A 16,555-nucleotide genomic window follows, 5' to 3' on the forward strand; every position below is an offset into this window, starting at 1 on the left:
GTCAAAGCTCCGCAGTTTTCAGAAATTGTTCGCGCAGCATCTGGCGTAGGAATTTGCGGCTGGTCTTGCCAACGGCCGTCGTCTCGAATGCCTCGACGAAAACGATCTGATCCGGCACCTTGAAATCGGCAAGGCCACGCGATCTGACAAAGGCCTTCAATGCCGCCCCCTTGGGTTTTTCACCCATCGGGATGACAAAGGCGCAGCTGCGCTCGCCCAGATAGGGATCGGGGATGGAAACAACCGCGGCATCGAACACCGACGCATGCGCCAAAAGATGGTCTTCGATCTCCTCGGCGGAGATCTTTTCGCCCGACCGGTTGATGTGGTCGCCCGTTCGTCCGCAGACCGTCAGATAGCCATCCGCTGATCTGGAGACGATATCGCCCGTGCGGTAATAACCGTCATCGGTGAAGGACCGCGCGTTCGCCGCATCGTCATTGTGATAGGCGTTGATCGTATAGGGCCCGCGCGTCAGGAGCATGCCCGGCTCGCCGTCCTTTGTCGGGTTGCCCAGATCATCGACAATCAGCACCTCGTCGTCGGGGCTGATCGGACGGCCTTGCGTGTTGATGACGATATCGTCGGGATCGTCCAGCCGCGTGTAGTTCACCAGACCTTCCGCCATGCCGAACACCTGCTGCAGTGCGCAGCCCAACGCCGCTTTTACGCGAGCCGCCGCTTCCGGTATGAATTTGGCCCCGCCGACCTGCAAAACCTTGAGGCTCGAAATATCCCACTGTGTCGTTGTAGCCGCCTGCATCCACAGGAGAGCCAGCGGCGGAACAAGGCCGGTGATGGTCACGCGTTCCTGCTCGATCAGGGCAAAGGCCACTTCCGCGGCCGGTGATGGGCACATGACGACCCGGCTGCCGGCGTAGAGCGCACCAAAGACGCCCGGCGAGCTCATCGGAAAATTATGGGCAACCGGCAGCGCCGCCATATAGGCGCTGGTTTCGTCAAGCCCGCATATTTCGGCACTAGCGCGGAAGCTGTAAATATAATCGTCGTGCGTGCGGGGGATGAGCTTCGACAGCCCGGTGCTACCGCCGGAAATCTGCAGGAAGGCAACGTCCGCGGGATTGGCGTTGACAGGCAGGTTCGCCAGTTCGATGGCCCCCTCTGCCGCTTGGCGCACATCGTCGACGACGATAAGATGGCGCAGGCGGGGCGAGTACGCCTGCACCTCTGCCGCAAGCCCGCGGTAATTGAAGCCGTCATGCGTTGCGGTGATTACATAGGCACAGGCTTCGGATTTTTCAGCGAAATGAACAATTTCCGTCAACCGGTGCGCCGGTAACGTGAAGACGGGAATGAGACCCGCCCGGAACAGGCCGAAGACCACGGATAGGAACTCCGGAATATTGGGCAGCTGAACGATTACCCGGTCCCCGGGCGCAAGCCCCAGGGCAAGGAATGTCGCAGCATATTGTTGCGCCTTGCGGGCCAGATCCGCATAGGTCCAGCGCTCCGGTCCTCCGACAACCGCGATATGATCGGGTATCTCCGCCGCCCGCTGCTCAAGAAAGCCGGACATCGTTTCGCCGCGCCAGTAGCCGGCATCCCGGTATCGCGCCGCGCGCTCCTCGGGCCATTTTTGCTTCAGTTCAAGCATGATGAATTCCCTTAAATTCCGGACCGGTCGCGATCGATGCCGAAGGCATCGAGCATGGCGCGAAACTTGGCCGCGGTTTCCGCGATCTCGCCTTGTGGTGTAGAGCCTGGAACCACGCCCGCGCCGGCATAAAGCCGGGCATTCGCGCCTTCGACCTCCGCGCAGCGGATGGAGACGAACCAGCGGCCGTCGCCGGCGGAATCACACCAGCCGACAGCGCCGGCATAAAAGTCGCGATCGTAGGCTTCCAGTTCGCTGATCTTGCTGTGTGCGGCCGCGCGCGGCACGCCGCAAACGGCAGGAGTGGGATGCAGAAGCGAAACAAAATACTCCGATGAGGCCGAGGCGTCTTTCAGCCGGCCAACGATTTTCGTGCCGAGATGCCACATGCTGGCTGTCGCACGCAGCGCCATTCCCTCGGGGGCGGATAGTTCGAAGCAATAGGGCGTCAGCAGGTCCATGATGGATTCGACCACCATCGCGTGTTCGCGCCGGTCCTTGTCAGAGTTCCACAGGGAATCCGCCGAACGGCGATCATCGATACTGTCGGCATATCGCTTGGCGGATCCGGCCAGCGGATGCGAAGCGATGTGGTTGCCGCGCTTCTCGACAAGCAGTTCCGGCGTCGCGCCAACGAGCATCGCCCCGCCGTTCTCTTGCCGGCGCAGGGGGGTGGCGAACACAGTGATGCTTTCATCAAGCGCAAGCTTGCTCATCAGGTCCGCGATGGAGAAATCCCGGCTTGCAAAGACTTTCAGGCTGCGCGAGAGGACGATTTTCTGCAAACCGCCCTGCGATGCCGCCATGGCTTCAAGGCCGGCCAGAACGCTGTTTCCAAAGACATCCGGCGCGGGATCCGCGCTTACGGAGAGAATGCGGTTCGGCTCTTCATTGGAGACACTCGCTCCAAAGCCCGGCACGTGCCCGAGATTGTGCTTGCCCTGAACACGCATCACCCGTGTCGGCTGAAACAGAAATGCCGATTGGGCGGGATCGAATGGCAGCGCGCCGACCAGAATATCCGGGCCGTCCTGACGCTGCCGGAAAAACCGGGCTGTCCGATCGCTCAACGTCGAGAGAGGACCCTCTTCCAGAACGGCATTCTGCCCGAGCGAAAAGAACGTCTCTCCCGATGTCTTGAGGATGTAGAAGGGCTTTTTTGAATTTGCGCTCTGAGGTGGCGTATCCCTGTCGAGCCGAGCCAGCGAAGTTGGCATTTTCATACTCCATTCCTAAGGTTTTCGGCTGGTTTGGTTCGATCCCTCTTCGCGGCTGGATATAAATAATATGATAAAACTTGTCATATTATCGTGTACAAGGCCGGAAGAGATCGAAGCAATCAGGACGAAGTTTTTAAAAGATGACGATGATTTCAGTTGAAGACCTGGCGGTGGAGTGCTTGTCCAAACGCTCTTTCCGCCTTCCTTTTTCCATGCGACAAAGCCAGGAAAGGCCGGGTGCCCGTCTGTCGGGGAGCGATCCCCAATGACCGTACCGTTTCAATCCGCAGGCAATCTCGCCGGCTCCGACCTTTCGCTTGGTTATGGCAAGCGCCTGATTTCCCGTAATCTTGATGTGGTTGTGCCCGCTGGCGGCTTCACCGCGATCATCGGCCCGAACGGCTGTGGAAAATCGACGCTTCTGCGAGCCCTGAGCCGATTGCTGGTGCCATCGAGCGGTCAGGTCTTCCTCGACGGCAAAGACATCCACAACTACCCGGCCCGCGAGGTTGCCAAACGGCTTGGGCTGCTGCCGCAGAGTGCCGTCGCCCCGGCTGGGATCAACGTTTCCGATCTGGTTTCGCGCGGCCGCTACCCGCACCAGACGCTGTTGCGCCAATGGAGCCGTGCCGACGCCGAAGCCGTCGAGCGCGCCATGGAGATGACGGCCACGGCCGACCTTGCCACCCGCAGCGTCGATGAATTGTCCGGCGGTCAACGACAGCGGGTGTGGGTGGCGATGGCGCTTGCGCAGGAAACGCCGCTGCTGCTGCTTGACGAACCGACGACGTTTCTGGACATCACGCACCAGATCGACCTGATGGATCTCTTCCGGGACCTGAACCGCAACAGTGGCCGCACCCTGATTGCCGTGTTGCATGACCTCAATCAGGCCTGCCGCTACGCCAGCCACCTGATCGCCATGCGCGATGGACGCATTGTCGCCGAAGGCGCTCCGAAGGAGATTGTGACTGCCGAGCTGGTCGAACGGGTTTTCGATCTCTCTGCGCTGATCATCGAAGATCCCGTCAGCGGCACGCCTCTGGTTATCCCGCGGCAGCGTGTTCGTAACGTCGTGGAATAGGTTGAAAGCCGGCATATCCATCACCCCAGCGACATGACATTGGCCAGGAGCCTTGCCAGCAAGGGTCCCAGTTCGACGAGCGTTTCGGGGGCGAGGATGTCCTCGTGCGCGCAATCGACCTCATGGACATCGAGGCCTCTCAGGCGCCCCGCCCACGAGCCCCTGACATCCCAGTCCTGCGGCAAGGTGCGTGTTGCGACGAACAACACGGCCTCGCCGTCGAAATAGGGGGTTTTGCCGTGAGCGAGCAGCTTCACCGCGTCGGTATAATTGGCGACGATGTCGGTGAACATCGCGGTCTTCTCTGCCTGCATTGCTTCGTCGAAGGCATCGTCCTCGGTCGCCGCGACAAACTGTTCGCGTTCACGGTCCGCTTCCGCGCCCGCTTCGTTTTCGGTGTTGCCGCTCCAGTCCTGGCCTTCCGGCGGATAGGTGTCGAACAGGCCGAGAAAAGCGACGTCCTCTCCCTGTTCCCGCAACCGAGCCGCGACGCCCTGCGCGAGAGTTCCACCCAGGGAGTAACCGATCAGGTGATAGGGGCCGCGCGGCTGGAGATTGCGGATCGTTTCGAGATGGCGCTCGCAGGCTTCGTCAAGGCTGCCGCTGTTGGCAATGACGCCATCCGATCGTGGCGATTGCAGCCCGATGACCGGCAGGTCCGCGGGCAGGTAGCGGGCAAAGCCGTTATATTGCCAGGCAAAGCCTGAAGCCGGATGGAAGCAGAAGAGCGGATTGCCCTTGCCACTGCGCAACTGCAGAACGGTTCCAAAGCCGGCACTTGTCCTGTCGCCGGGCTGGACGGAGAGCAGCCGGGCCAGTTTGGCGACGCTCGGCGCCATCATCACCTGTCCGACCGACAGGGGCATTCCGAGACTGGAGCGCAGCTTTGACGCAAGCCGCATGGCCAGAAGCGAGTGACCGCCCATCGTGAAGAAATCATCGTCGGCCTGTACCGACGGCAATTCCAGAATGGCCGCAAACTCGGCGGCAATCCGGCTTTCCAGTCCGGGAAGCGGCGGCCGCCCGGATTGAGGAGCTACCGTTGGGACCGGGAGTGCCTTGCGGTCGAGCTTTCCGTTCGGGCTGAGCGGCAGGGCGTCCAGTTGCAGGATCAGGGCCGGTACCATGTGCGCCGGCAACAGAGAGGCCAGTGCTTCCTTGAGCCCGGCGCTGTCGAACCCGGCGGCATCCGTGACGACATACGCGACAAGCTGGCGGGCGTCACCGGCGGTTCCAGCCGTTCCAAGGACACACGGGTTGACCACGGCATTGACGATACCCGGCTGCGCTTGAAGCACGGCCTCGATTTCACCCAGCTCGATACGCTGGCCGCGAATTTTAAGCTGGTCGTCGCTGCGGCCGAGATAGTCGACATCTCCGTTGGCAAGCCAGCGGGCAATGTCACCCGTGCGATACATGCGTTGCCCGTCAGCGAAAGGATCAGCAACGAAGCGCGATGCCGTCAATCCGGCCCGGTCGAGATAATAGTCCGCTAGCTGGACGCCGCACAGATAAAGGTCGCCTGGGACATCTGTGGGGACGGGCCGCAATGCACTGTCGAGAATGCGCAGCTGCGTATTCCAGACCGGGCGTCCAATCGGAACATTTGGCAACACGGCACCCGGCTCGCTGGCAGGCTTGTAGGTCACATCCACGGCTGCTTCCGTCGGCCCGTATAGATTATGCAGTTCCGCACCGAACAAGGCCTGATGCCGGTCCGCCAGGCCGCGCGGCAGGGCTTCGCCGCTGCAAAAGACATATCTCAGGCTTGCAGCCAGCGATGCGCGGATATCGGCATCCTCTTCACACCATTCGAGAAACGCGGCGAGCATCGAGGGGACGAAATGCATGACCGTGACATGTTCACGGGCGACAACGCGCGCCAGCTCAGCCGGATCGCGGTGCGCTTCCGGCGGTGCCATATAGAGAGCGGCGCCTTCCATCAGCGGCCAGAAGAACTCCCACACGGACACATCGAAACTCGCCGGCGTCTTCTGGAGTACCACGTCGGTACCGCCGATACGATACTCGTGCTGCATCCAGGCAAGCCGGTTGACGATAGCCCGGTGCGACACCAGCACGCCCTTGGGCCGTCCCGTCGATCCCGACGTATAGATCAGATAGGCCGGATCGTCCGGGTTCAGCGCGCTCAATGATTCAAAGGAGGCGGTCGCGTCCTCTTCGGCAAGCGCATCGACATGCATCGTTATGCCAAGATGGTCGAAACGATGCGCCAATGCGGCTGCCGTGACAATCAGCTTGGGCTGCGCATCGCCGATCATCATTCCCAGCCGCTCGTCGGGGTAGCTGGTATCCAGCGGCAAATAGGCGGCGCCGGCTTCGATCGCGGCGTGGATGGCAATCGTCAGCAAAACCGAACGCGGCAATGCGACAGCGACGATCGTGCCGGGACCGGCACCGCCGGCCTGCATCCGCGTGGCCAGATGCCTCACCTGATGGCGCAGCTGCGCATAGGTCAGGGAATGGTGTTCATCAGCCAGAGCGATCGCGTCGGGGGTAGCTGCCGCTTGGCTGGTCAGTCGGTCGCGCAGGGTTGCGTCGGGTATGGCTACGTCCGTGGCATTCGTCGCGTCGATGAGCGCCTGCTCGGCCGGAACGAGCGGGGCGAATTGCGACCATGGCTTTTCGCTGTCATAGGCCAGATGATCGAGCAGCATTCTGATGCGGGTCATCAACTGTTCGGGATCCCGCAACAAATCGCGATACTCGACCAGCAGCCGCAGCTTCTCCTCACGCAATACCATCAGCGTCAGCGGGTAATGCGTATAGCCGCGATTGTTCAGCCCGGTTATTGTCACTCCGGCATAGTCGCGGCCTTTGAGGGCGTCGGTCTGCGGATAGTTTTCGCTGACAAGAAGCGTATTGAAGAGGGTGGCACCACCCGCGATCTGCTGGATTTCCGCCAGGCCAAGCCCGTCATGTTCCAGCATCGCGCCCTGGGTCGCCTGCGAGGCGGTCAGTTGCTGCAAAAGCGGTTGGCTCGGATCGAGGCGAATGCGGACTGGGACGGTGTTGCTGAACAGTCCGATATGCTCGTCAATGCCGTCAATGGGGCTGAAGCGCCCGGAAACCGGTGTGCCGAACAGCACGTCTCTGCGGCCACTCAGAAGGGACAGCACCGCACCCCACACGCCTTGCATCAGCGTGTTCAGCGTCAGGCCGTTTTCCCGGCAGCGCGCCAGCAAGGCGGCCTCGAGAGCATCGGGGACGATAAAGTCGATCTCGTGCACGGCTGGCGAGGCCGAGGCTGTTCCGAACAGCAGCGTCGGCCGTGCACCGGCGAGCATGTCCGCCCATGCCGTGCGCGCCGGCCCAAGATCCCGCGCCGACAATGCGCCGATGACCTCGGCGTAGGGGACACGGGTCGGTACCAGCGTATCTGGCCCATTGTTATAGGCGGCAAGGAGTTCGCGCAGCAAAACCGGCGTCGACCAACCATCGATGACAAGGTGATGCACATTGATGAAAAGGGTGTGGTTGGCATCCCCATGCTGGGCCAGGCTGGCATGGAAAAGCCGGCCTTCAGCGGCAGAGAATTCGCGGTCCAGCTCGCACTGTTCAATGCGTCGCAGGGCTTCCTGCTTGTCGGTATCGCGACTGATATCGCATGTTTCCAGCGGCCAGCGGCCCGGATTGAGCGGCAGCACCTGCCGGGATCCGCATTGCAATCCCGCCTCGAAGCGTCCGGCCAATTGCGGGTAGCGTGCCAGAACCGCGTCGAATGCATTCTGCAGGCGTGCGACATCCAGTGGACCCGCGAGATCGATACGGGTGATCGAGTTGTACCGGCTCGCCGTTTCCTGTAGCTGCGTATGGAAAAGCAATCCTTCCTGCAAGGGCAGGAGCGGCAGGACGGCGGCCAACGGACCATACCGCTCGCGCAAATCGTCAAGCTCGTCGACGGTCAACCCCGGTGCGTCGGCGGCAACGAGCGTATCCGCGGCAAGGGCGGGATGTCCCCAGGCGGTGTCGGCCAGAGCTGAAATATTGGCGGCAATGGCGCCATGCAGGGTTTCGATGATGCTGTCATCGAAGAGACCGTTCGCCCAGGTCCAGTTGATGGCAAGCCGCGGACCGGAGGCGGTCTCTTCCACGAAGGCGTTGATTTCGGCCCCATGCATGAGCTTCATGCCGGGGTCGACATCGACGGCAAAGGCATCGGCGAAACGACCGCCGATTGCCTGGGGTGCCCAATGGCCGTCGCGGGCAACAAAACGGCCGAGATAATTGAACAGCAGCTCGGGCGGATTATCGGCCTCGAGCGCGGCAAGCTCGGGACCGTTGTCCGCATCAAGGTAACGCAGAACGCCAAAGCCAATTCCATGATCCGGAATCTGCCGCAAGGCTTGCTTGACCGCACGAACTGCACCGGGCAGATCGCCCGCTTGCGCCATGTCGAAGACAACCGGATATTCTGCGGTAAACCACCCGATCGTGCGGCTAGCGTCGATCCGGTCGTCAATCGGGTGGCGTCCATGCGATTCCATCGCGACGCGTAGCCGATCGACGCGGAAGATCTGTGCAAAGGCGCGCGTTACCGCGGCAAGAAGCGTTTCTTCGACGGTCGCCCGGTACGCTGCCGGCAGATCCTGCAACAGAAGCCGTGTCAGATCGGTATCGATCAATGTGCGGCTGCGGCGAGCGGTGCCGTAAGTATCGTGCGCCGCATTTAGCGGCCGGGGCATGATCCCGGACGTTTCCGCCAGCGTGGCTCGCCACAGAGGCAACTCGCTCCGCCGTACCGGAACCTGTTGCACCAGCATATTGGCCCAGTCCCGGATCGAGGCTTCCTCGCGTGCGATGAACGGTACCGTTCCGGCCATGGCGGCCATGCATGCGGTCTCGAATTCGGAGAGGAGAATACGCCACGACACACCATCGACGACAAGATGGTGGACAACCAGCATCACCCATCCGTCATCACGGCTTGCCGGCCAATGGACCGCTTGCAGCATGATACCCGCTGCGGGATCAAGGCGGGCACTGGCGGCCGCGAAGGCTGCTTCGGCCTCATTGACCATGGCCTGTGGTTCAGGCGGAGAACTGTCGATCGTGCGCAACAGCGACGCCGCGCTGAAGTCCGGGGTCAAGGGCGTAATGGTCAGGCCTGTTGCGGTTGTCCGCGCATGCAGTGCCGGATGCGCGCGGTAAAGTGCTTCCAGTCCGCGTTCGATCGACATGCGGGTCAGACTTGCCGGTATGCGCAACAGCACGGCCTGGGCAAAGCGCGTTTGGAGGCCGTAATTCTCGGCATACCACTTTACAATCGGCAGGCTGCTGACATCACCCTCAACATCGGCCGGACGCAACGGCGGTTGTATGTCCAGGGGCTGCAAGACGGTTTTCATGCAATCGGCACGCCGCAGTCCAAAGACGTCACGCGGGCGCAGGATGAACCCGGCTTTTCGCAATGTGCCGCACAGCGCCATTGCACTGATGCTGTCGCCACCGAGAGTGAAGAAATCGTCAGCCGCACGCACGGAATGCAGGCCGATCACGGCTGCGATGGTTTCGCAGATCAGCTTTTCATCGTCATCGGCGTAAACAGCGATTTCGTCGGCAACGGTCTTCTGTCCGGGACGCGGCAATTCCTTACGCTCGATCTTGCCGTTGACGTTGAGCGGCCAGGCCTCCAGCTTCTGCACGCTGGAGGGCACCATATAGTCCGGCAGGCTGCGGGTCAGCGCGGCCAGCACTTCGGTTTCATCGGCGCTTCCGGTGAACCAGGCCAGAAGCCGCAGGCCCGTCTCGAATGTTTCCGCCAGGACAAGCGCTGCTGTAACGCCCGGCAATGCCGATATCGCATGTTCGATTTCACCGGGCTCCACCCGGAAGCCGCGCAGTTTGATTTGGTGATCGCTGCGTCCGACGTAATCGACCTGCCCATCGGGTCGCCAGCGCGCGAGGTCGCCGGTGCGGTACATGCATGTTCCGTCTTCGAAGGGATTGGCGACAAAACGGCTTGCCGTCAGGCCGGCACGGCCGAGATAACCCTGTGCCAATCCCATGCCCGAGATGTACAGTTCGCCCGTTACACCGGCAGGGACCGGCTGCAACCGATTGTCCAGAATATGGACCGTGGTATTGGCAATGGGGCGGCCGATCACCGGGACGTCCGCCTCGGCGATACCGGCGTTCAGGGCATCGACGCTATATTCGGTGGGGCCGTAGAAATTGTGAAAATGAATGTCCGGATGCTGGCGCAGTTCGCGCCACAGCGCGCCCGGCACCGCTTCGCCGCCGACCTGAATCATCACAGGGCGCTGTTCATGATCGAACAGACCGGAATTGATGAGCTGCTGCAGCATTGATGGCGACACGTCGAGCGTGTCGATCCGGCGCTGGACGAGGAGTTCGACGAGCGCCAGGGCGTCACGCCGTTGTTCTTCGTCACACAGATGCAGCTCGTGACCGAGCAGCATCCAGATGATCTGTTCCCACGACGAATCGAATGCCAGCGACATGACATGTCCGGCCCTCACGCGCCGTGAGCCGACCTTGCGCATGATATCACCAAACAGTCCGGCCTCATGCGACAACAGAAGATTGAGCAGGCCGCGATGCGGAACCATCACTCCCTTGGGGGTTCCTGTCGATCCCGACGTGTAGATGATGTAGGCGAGATCATTGCCTGTGAGCGGGCGGAGACGATCGGTATCGTTTACCGGGCGTGACGATTGCCGCGCAATCTGCCTGATGACGTCGGGATCGTCGAGATAAAGCGTTGCGGTGTCAGTGGTGATCGCCACATCCAGATCTCGCCGGGTCAGCAGCAATGCCGGTTTGGCATCGGCGCACATCAGCGACAGGCGATCGGCCGGATAGTCCGGATCGAGCGGCATCCAGGCCGCTCCGGCAGCCATCACGCCAAGCAGCGCGACGATTGCTTCGGCACGGCGCGGCAAGGCTGTAGCCACGACATCGCCGGGACCGATACCGCGTGCGATCAGCAAACGGCCAAGGCTTGCGACAGCGGCCGACAGCGCCCTGAAATCCAGCTGGGTTTCGCAATCGACAATGGCCGTCTGGCCGGCATGCAGGACTGCATTCCGTTCGAATATATCCAGCACCGTGGAAGCCTGCGGCGGCCCCTTGATATCAGGCCCTTGAGCCCAGGTCTCGATGAGCGTCTTTTCATCCGGACCAAGCAACTGCGATGCTGTGACCGGATCATCGACATGATCGATCAGTTCGCGCAGGAAGGCATTGAGGCGATCGCGATGCGACGCCAAAGCATAAGCGGTGTAGCGCGCCGGGTTGGCTGACAGCTCGATGGTAAGGGCATCGCCTTCATACCAGAGACCGAATTCGATGTCCTCCACGGGCCCCGCAGCCAGAACATGCGTGGTGGATTTGATGCCGGAGAGTGCAAGTCCGCCGTCATACACCTTGAAATTGACCGTAGGCCCATACAAGGCCCGTCCTGAACCAACCAGGCCAAGATCGCGCTGCACCTGTTCGGCATCGTAGCGCTGATGCTTGCGAACGCGCCTGAGTTCCTGCGAGAAACGCTGTGCGAGTGCGCCGAAGCTGAGCGCATCATCCAGCATCAGCTTGACGGGCAGGACATTGACGACCGGACCGACGGCATTGATGGCCACGGATCCCATCCGCCGCATGAACGGCACGCCGACGATCACGGTGCTGCTGCCGGTCATCCGCTGGTAATAGGCGAGGACCCCGGTCATGACGATTTCAGGCTGAGCGACCCGGTAGCGCTGACTGGGCGTGGCGAGCTGCGCGAGCACGGGCGCTTCAAGCTGGAATTTGAGACGAAGGACGTCCAGGTTTGCCGTGCTTTGATTGACCAAGCCGCCCGTTGCGGCAAGCATCGCCGGAGCATCCGTTTCTTCCAGATAGCCGGCCCAGAAAGCACGATCGCGTTCGCAGGTTTCCGAAAGGGAATAGGTTCGATATTCCTCAACGACTGCGGCAAAGGACGTAAATGGATTGGCATCCGGTGTCTGCCCTTCTGCCAGGGCCGAATAGATCTGGGTGATGCGCCGGGTCAGCGCGGCGAAACTATAGCCATCGACGCAGAGATGCTGGTAGCGCTGATACCAGAACCAGCGGTCGTTGCCGACTTTCAGCAGGATATGACGATAGAGCGGCCCATCGGCGCCGGGTGCCGGAGCGGTGTCGAGATCGCCGCGCATGATCGCGTGGGCGGTGACGATGGGATCAGTCTCATCGGCCAGATCGAAGACATCAGGCTCTGCAATGGTTTCAACCGCGCGTTCCTGCGGCCAGCTTTGAGTTGGTTCTCCGTCGCTATCCGAGAAACGGGCATGGATCGTGTCAGCCTCGGCCAGCCCGCTGCGAATGGCCCGGCGTAGCAGCGCAGCATCGATGGCGCCGTGCATATCGGCGTAATGCGCGACAACGAACGTCTGGGCTTCCGGCTCGATCTGACCTGCAAACCATATGCCCGGCTGGGCGGCGGCAAGCGGCAACGTCAGGACGGACGCCTGATCGGATGTATCGGAGCGCGATGAACTGAATGCTGCGATGGTCATGATGGCTTTCTCACAATGCGTTTGGGTGCGGTTTTCACGATCGATGTCCCGCGCGGATAAACCGCGCGCCGTCGTTTACCTGCTACCGGCCTGAAGCCGGTGAGCCGGCTTGACGAACGGCTCGCATTTGGAACGGCAACCCTGTTTCTCGATCAAAGCCCGAAGGGCTGTTCGGTGACGGCGATCGCGCCGGGCCTCAATGCCGGCCCCCAGCGCTCTTCCACGAATTCGAGGCAGAAGGCGCGGCTGTCAGGCCCGGCCTCAACGCACCATCCCGCAGGGACGGGCGCGAAATCGGGCCACAGGCTATATTGACCCTGCGCGTTGCGCAGAACGAGAAACGTGCCGTTCTCGTCGTCGAGTGGATTGACGTCATCTGAACTCATGGCATCCTCTTTTGACTGTTGTCTTTGCCGACAAAACGATCTGGGCTGGGAAAAACTACCTGGCCAATAGCCAGCGCAATCCGTCGATCAGTCCGTTGCGCCAACAGAGGCCGTCATGGCCGCCCTCGAACTGGCGGTAGAAGACATCGTGTCCGGCCTGGCTGAGGGCTGCCTCCATCGCATCGCTTGCATCGATCATGTCGTCTTCGCGGCGTCCGACTTCCATGAACACGCGCAGCCGGTTTTGCGGTTGCGCGCTCGTCGTCCGATTGCCCGCTTCGACCTGTGCCGTGAGCCATCCGGTTCTGGCTGCCTCGCGCCGCTCCGTCTGGTTTTGCGCCGATCGCAGCGCATCGAAATTGGGCCACCAGAACGAACCGGACTGGCTGAGGATCAGGCCGAAACGATCCGGCATGTGCAAACCGGCATAGGTGGCGGCTAGCCCGCCGTAGCTTTGTCCGGTTACGGCATTACGCGCCGGATCAGTGGCAATGGGCACGATATCTGCCACAAGCGGCAGCAATTCATCGCGTATGGCCTGCCAGAAGGTGGCATTGCAGGGCATGTCTTCGCCACGATTGTCGCTGTCGATCACGTCAATGAAGACGTAGACGGCCGGAGGCAGATGGCCGCTGGCCGTTTCAGCCTCCAACACCGGGTGAATCGGCGTCTGCTCAACCCAGTTGCCGCCGTCAAGCAGGAGTACCAAGGCGTATCCGTCAGCCGGAACCGCTTCTTGCTTGGGGCCGGTGATGTAGATCCATATCTTGCGCCGCTTGTTCTGGATGTGGCTCACCCAGTCGATCTCGATCAGATCCCGTGCCGCCGCGTGGGCTGACTGCCCGGCATCGATTCCGTGCCACAATTCATAGTTGGGTGCGTCCGGCAGATGCAGTGGCGATACGGGTATGCGCCCGCCGACAGTGTAAGCCGTCAGCGGATTCAGCGGGTCGGCAATGGCGAGCGGGAGGATCGAGCACCACCACGCCCGTTGCAGACTACGCTTCGAATGGGGATCGCTTGGCACCGCCGGTGGCCGCTGGGCGGCATCGACGGGAATGAACCCATAGGTGCCGCGCCAGTCCATGGGCAGTTCGACCTGCCAGAACCAGATATCGGTGCCGCCGATCCGCTCCAGGCTTTGCGGCGTGAAGCTGTGATGATCGGTGACGGAATTCACATCCGCATAGACGCGTTCTATCGGCGATGTCCGTTCGCAGCCTTGGCTGTCACGCCACAGGAACGTGACGCAGGCAGCACCATCCTTGCCGGTTTCGATCAATGGCACAATGCAGGCCTCAACCCGGCTCCACCATGCAGCTTCCCCCCGGTCCGGCGCACCCAGCAACGCAGCAGTCTGCGGTGCCCGGTCGTTGAAGATGGGGGCTGCCCCATCGAAGGCAGCCGGTGCTCGCGATACTGTTTCTCTACCCATGGCGCTGTCTTTTTGCGTTTGTCTGGGGGGCACGCACGGTTACCATGTCCGCTTCAGCGTGGCGGTTACCGTGCGGCCTTCGCCGTAGAAGCAGGCCGTCGAATTGGCGCAGGACGCCACGAAGGTCTTGTTGGCCAGATTCTTGACGTTGAGCTTGAGCGAAATCCCGGCCCAGTCCGGATTGACCGCCGCAAAGTCGTAGCTCAAGGACGCGTCTATGAGGGTTGCCGCATCGACGGAGAAGCTGTTTTGATCGTCGCCCCAGCTCTTGCCGATGTAGCGGACACCGGCACCGGCGGTTAAGCCGTCAAGCGGGCCGCTTGCAAAGGCGTAATTTGCCCAAAGCGCTGCCTGATGCCCCGGTACACGCGCCGGCATCTTGCCGATCGTATCCGTTTCCAGGGAATCAACGATTTCGGAGTCGATATAGGCGTAGCTCGCGATCAGGGAGAGGTTGTCATAGACCTCGCCGCGGGCGGACAATTCCAGACCGCGATTGTGGATTTTGCCAATCTGCGAATAAACGCTTTCACCAAGAGTGCTGTCCCACTTGCCCATGACGACGTCGTTTTGCGTCAAATCGTAATAGGCCGCAGTCAGAAGGATGTTGCTACCTTCCGGGGCATATTTTACACCGACCTCATACTGTTCCGCAGTCGTCGGCTTGAAAGCGGCCTTGCCAGCACCAGGAGCGGTCAGAGAAGGCTCGAACGAGGTGGAATAGCTGACATAGGGGGCTATGCCATTGTCGAAATTGTAGATGGCGCCGGCGCGCCATGTGAAGGCATGATCGTCGTAAGCGTAGTTCTTGCTGTTAAGCAGGTCGTCGATATCCGTTTTGGCCCAGTCATAACGTCCACCGACCGACAGATTGAGCTGACCGATCTCGATCTGATCCTGAAGATAAAGACCCGCCTGTTTCGCCTTTGTGTCCTCGGTCGACGAAGGGTCAAAGTCCAGCGAACCAAAATCGAAGCCACCATATTGTGGATTGGTCAGATCAATGGTGGGTGCATCCCAGCTGCGTCGCCAGCGATATTCACGGCTGAGATAACGATAATCGAAGCCGGCAAGCAGCGTATGCTGAGCAGCACCCGTATCGAAATTGGCCTGCAGCTGATTGTCGATGACGAACTGGTTGACCTTGTCGGTTCCACTGCTGGCGACGCGGTTGACGATCGTATTGAAACCGGTGAGTGGATCGGGGCTTGTATAGCCCCATACGAGCGTGTCCTGCTCATACTGCAAGGACTGGTACCGTGCATTCTGCCGAACCGTGAAGGTGTCGTTGATCTCGTGTTCGAATTCATAACCGATCCACGCCTGCTCCCGCTTGAAGCGTTCGTAATTCGGGTCGGAGACAAAGAAATCACGCGGCACGTAACCATAGCCCGTAATGGGGGTAACCGTACCTGCGGCATCAAGAAAGTTGCGGAAGCCGGCATGGGGCTCGTTCTGATAACCGCCGAGGATCGTCAATGTCGTCTGATCGCTGGGCGACCAGGTGACGGAAGGAGCAATCGCAAAGGTTTGCTGCTTGGTGAAATCCTCTTGCAGATGCGTCGTAAGGCCTGTTCCGACAAGGCGGTAGGATAGGGAATCGGAGCCGGGAACCTGGTCGCTGACATCGAACGAAACGCCGGCACGGTCTCGGTTGCCAACGGTTAATTCCACTTCATGCAGCGGCGTATCGGTCGGCTTCTTGCTGACCATGTTCACCAGGCCGCCGGGGTTTGCCTGCCCGTAGAGGACCGATGACGGACCGGAAAGCAGCTCGACCCGCTCCAGAAGGTATGGATTGAGCTTCGAATAGGAAAGCCCGGATCCGAAGAACAGGCCGTCGAGATAACGAGGCACGTAGTAAAATCCGCGCACGAACATTTCGTCGTTGAGGTTAGAGGCGCCACGATATTCGGTGACCACGCCCGGCGTATAACGCAGCGATTCCGCGACCGACTGCACGTCCATGTCCGCCATCTGCTGCTTGGAGACAACGGCGATCGACTGCGGCGTCTTGATCAATGGCGTATCGGTTTTGGTTCCCGTCTTGCTCTGCTTGGCGACGTAGCCGTCGACCGGACCGTCACCTTTTTCGCCGTGGACCGTAATCGTCTCGAGAGTAGTCGCGGTGCCGCTTTCCTGCGCATGGGCGGCAGTGCCAAACGCACCGCCTGCCATCACGAGCAGCACGGCCGAACTGGAAAAATAACGATCTCTAAGAAGGCGCAGCATCAACAAGGTCCCCATCATTGCCGGGGTTTGCGTTGCCCCGATAAAC

At 60.9% G+C, this 16,555-nt stretch carries 7 protein-coding genes; 1 reads left to right on the plus strand and 6 read right to left on the minus strand.

Annotated elements, in window-relative coordinates; all coding sequences use genetic code 11:
• Nucleotide 1 precedes the first annotated feature (1 nt).
• Both ADU59_RS10615 and ADU59_RS10620 read right to left on the minus strand, forming a co-directional pair.
• Nucleotides 2–1,615, minus strand: a complete 1,614-nt coding sequence (locus tag ADU59_RS10615; protein ID WP_068954059.1) for a (2,3-dihydroxybenzoyl)adenylate synthase — start codon at nucleotides 1,613–1,615, stop codon at nucleotides 2–4.
• Nucleotides 1,616–1,626: 11 nt separating this feature from the next.
• Entirely contained in the window at nucleotides 1,627–2,838 is a 1,212-nt protein-coding gene (locus ADU59_RS10620; RefSeq protein ID WP_068954060.1) for an isochorismate synthase, read from the minus strand.
• A gap of 262 nt (nucleotides 2,839–3,100) precedes the next feature.
• Between ADU59_RS10620 and ADU59_RS10625 the strand changes: the two genes are divergently transcribed.
• Nucleotides 3,101–3,919, plus strand: coding sequence for an ABC transporter ATP-binding protein (locus ADU59_RS10625; RefSeq protein ID WP_068954061.1), 819 nt, complete (start codon nucleotides 3,101–3,103; stop codon nucleotides 3,917–3,919).
• Nucleotides 3,920–3,939: 20 nt separating this feature from the next.
• On the opposite strand, the gene ADU59_RS10630 is transcribed toward ADU59_RS10625, so the two are convergent.
• The 4 genes from ADU59_RS10630 to ADU59_RS10645 all read right to left on the minus strand — a co-directional run bounded on the left by ADU59_RS10630 (nucleotide 3,940) and on the right by ADU59_RS10645 (nucleotide 16,509).
• Nucleotides 3,940–12,456, minus strand: coding sequence for an amino acid adenylation domain-containing protein (locus ADU59_RS10630; protein ID WP_068954062.1), 8,517 nt, complete (start codon nucleotides 12,454–12,456; stop codon nucleotides 3,940–3,942).
• A 152-nt stretch (nucleotides 12,457–12,608) separates the two neighbouring features.
• The gene (locus ADU59_RS10635; RefSeq protein ID WP_068954063.1) at nucleotides 12,609–12,842 is read right to left on the minus strand and encodes an MbtH family protein; all 234 of its coding nucleotides are present in this window, start codon (nucleotides 12,840–12,842) and stop codon (nucleotides 12,609–12,611) included.
• A gap of 55 nt (nucleotides 12,843–12,897) precedes the next feature.
• Nucleotides 12,898–14,277, minus strand: coding sequence for an enterochelin esterase (fes, locus tag ADU59_RS10640; protein ID WP_083198208.1), 1,380 nt, complete (start codon nucleotides 14,275–14,277; stop codon nucleotides 12,898–12,900).
• Between the two features lie 39 nt (nucleotides 14,278–14,316).
• Nucleotides 14,317–16,509 (minus strand): TonB-dependent siderophore receptor, encoded by a 2,193-nt coding sequence (locus tag ADU59_RS10645; protein ID WP_083198221.1) that lies wholly within the window; start codon nucleotides 16,507–16,509, stop codon nucleotides 14,317–14,319.
• Between the last annotated feature and the right edge of the window lie 46 nt (nucleotides 16,510–16,555).

It is taken from the genome of Pararhizobium polonicum, assembly GCF_001687365.1.
GTDB lineage: Bacteria > Pseudomonadota > Alphaproteobacteria > Rhizobiales > Rhizobiaceae > Pararhizobium > Pararhizobium polonicum.

Coding starts and splice junctions, on each gene's coding strand:
- ADU59_RS10615 (WP_068954059.1), bottom strand. CDS start 1,615: ATGCTTGAACTGAAGCAAAAATGGCCCGAGGAGCGCGCGGCGCGATAC.
- ADU59_RS10620 (WP_068954060.1), bottom strand. CDS start 2,838: ATGAAAATGCCAACTTCGCTGGCTCGGCTCGACAGGGATACGCCACCT.
- ADU59_RS10625 (WP_068954061.1), top strand. CDS start 3,101: ATGACCGTACCGTTTCAATCCGCAGGCAATCTCGCCGGCTCCGACCTT.
- ADU59_RS10630 (WP_068954062.1), bottom strand. CDS start 12,456: ATGACCATCGCAGCATTCAGTTCATCGCGCTCCGATACATCCGATCAG.
- ADU59_RS10635 (WP_068954063.1), bottom strand. CDS start 12,842: ATGAGTTCAGATGACGTCAATCCACTCGACGACGAGAACGGCACGTTT.
- fes (WP_083198208.1), bottom strand. CDS start 14,277: ATGGGTAGAGAAACAGTATCGCGAGCACCGGCTGCCTTCGATGGGGCA.
- ADU59_RS10645 (WP_083198221.1), bottom strand. CDS start 16,509: ATGCTGCGCCTTCTTAGAGATCGTTATTTTTCCAGTTCGGCCGTGCTG.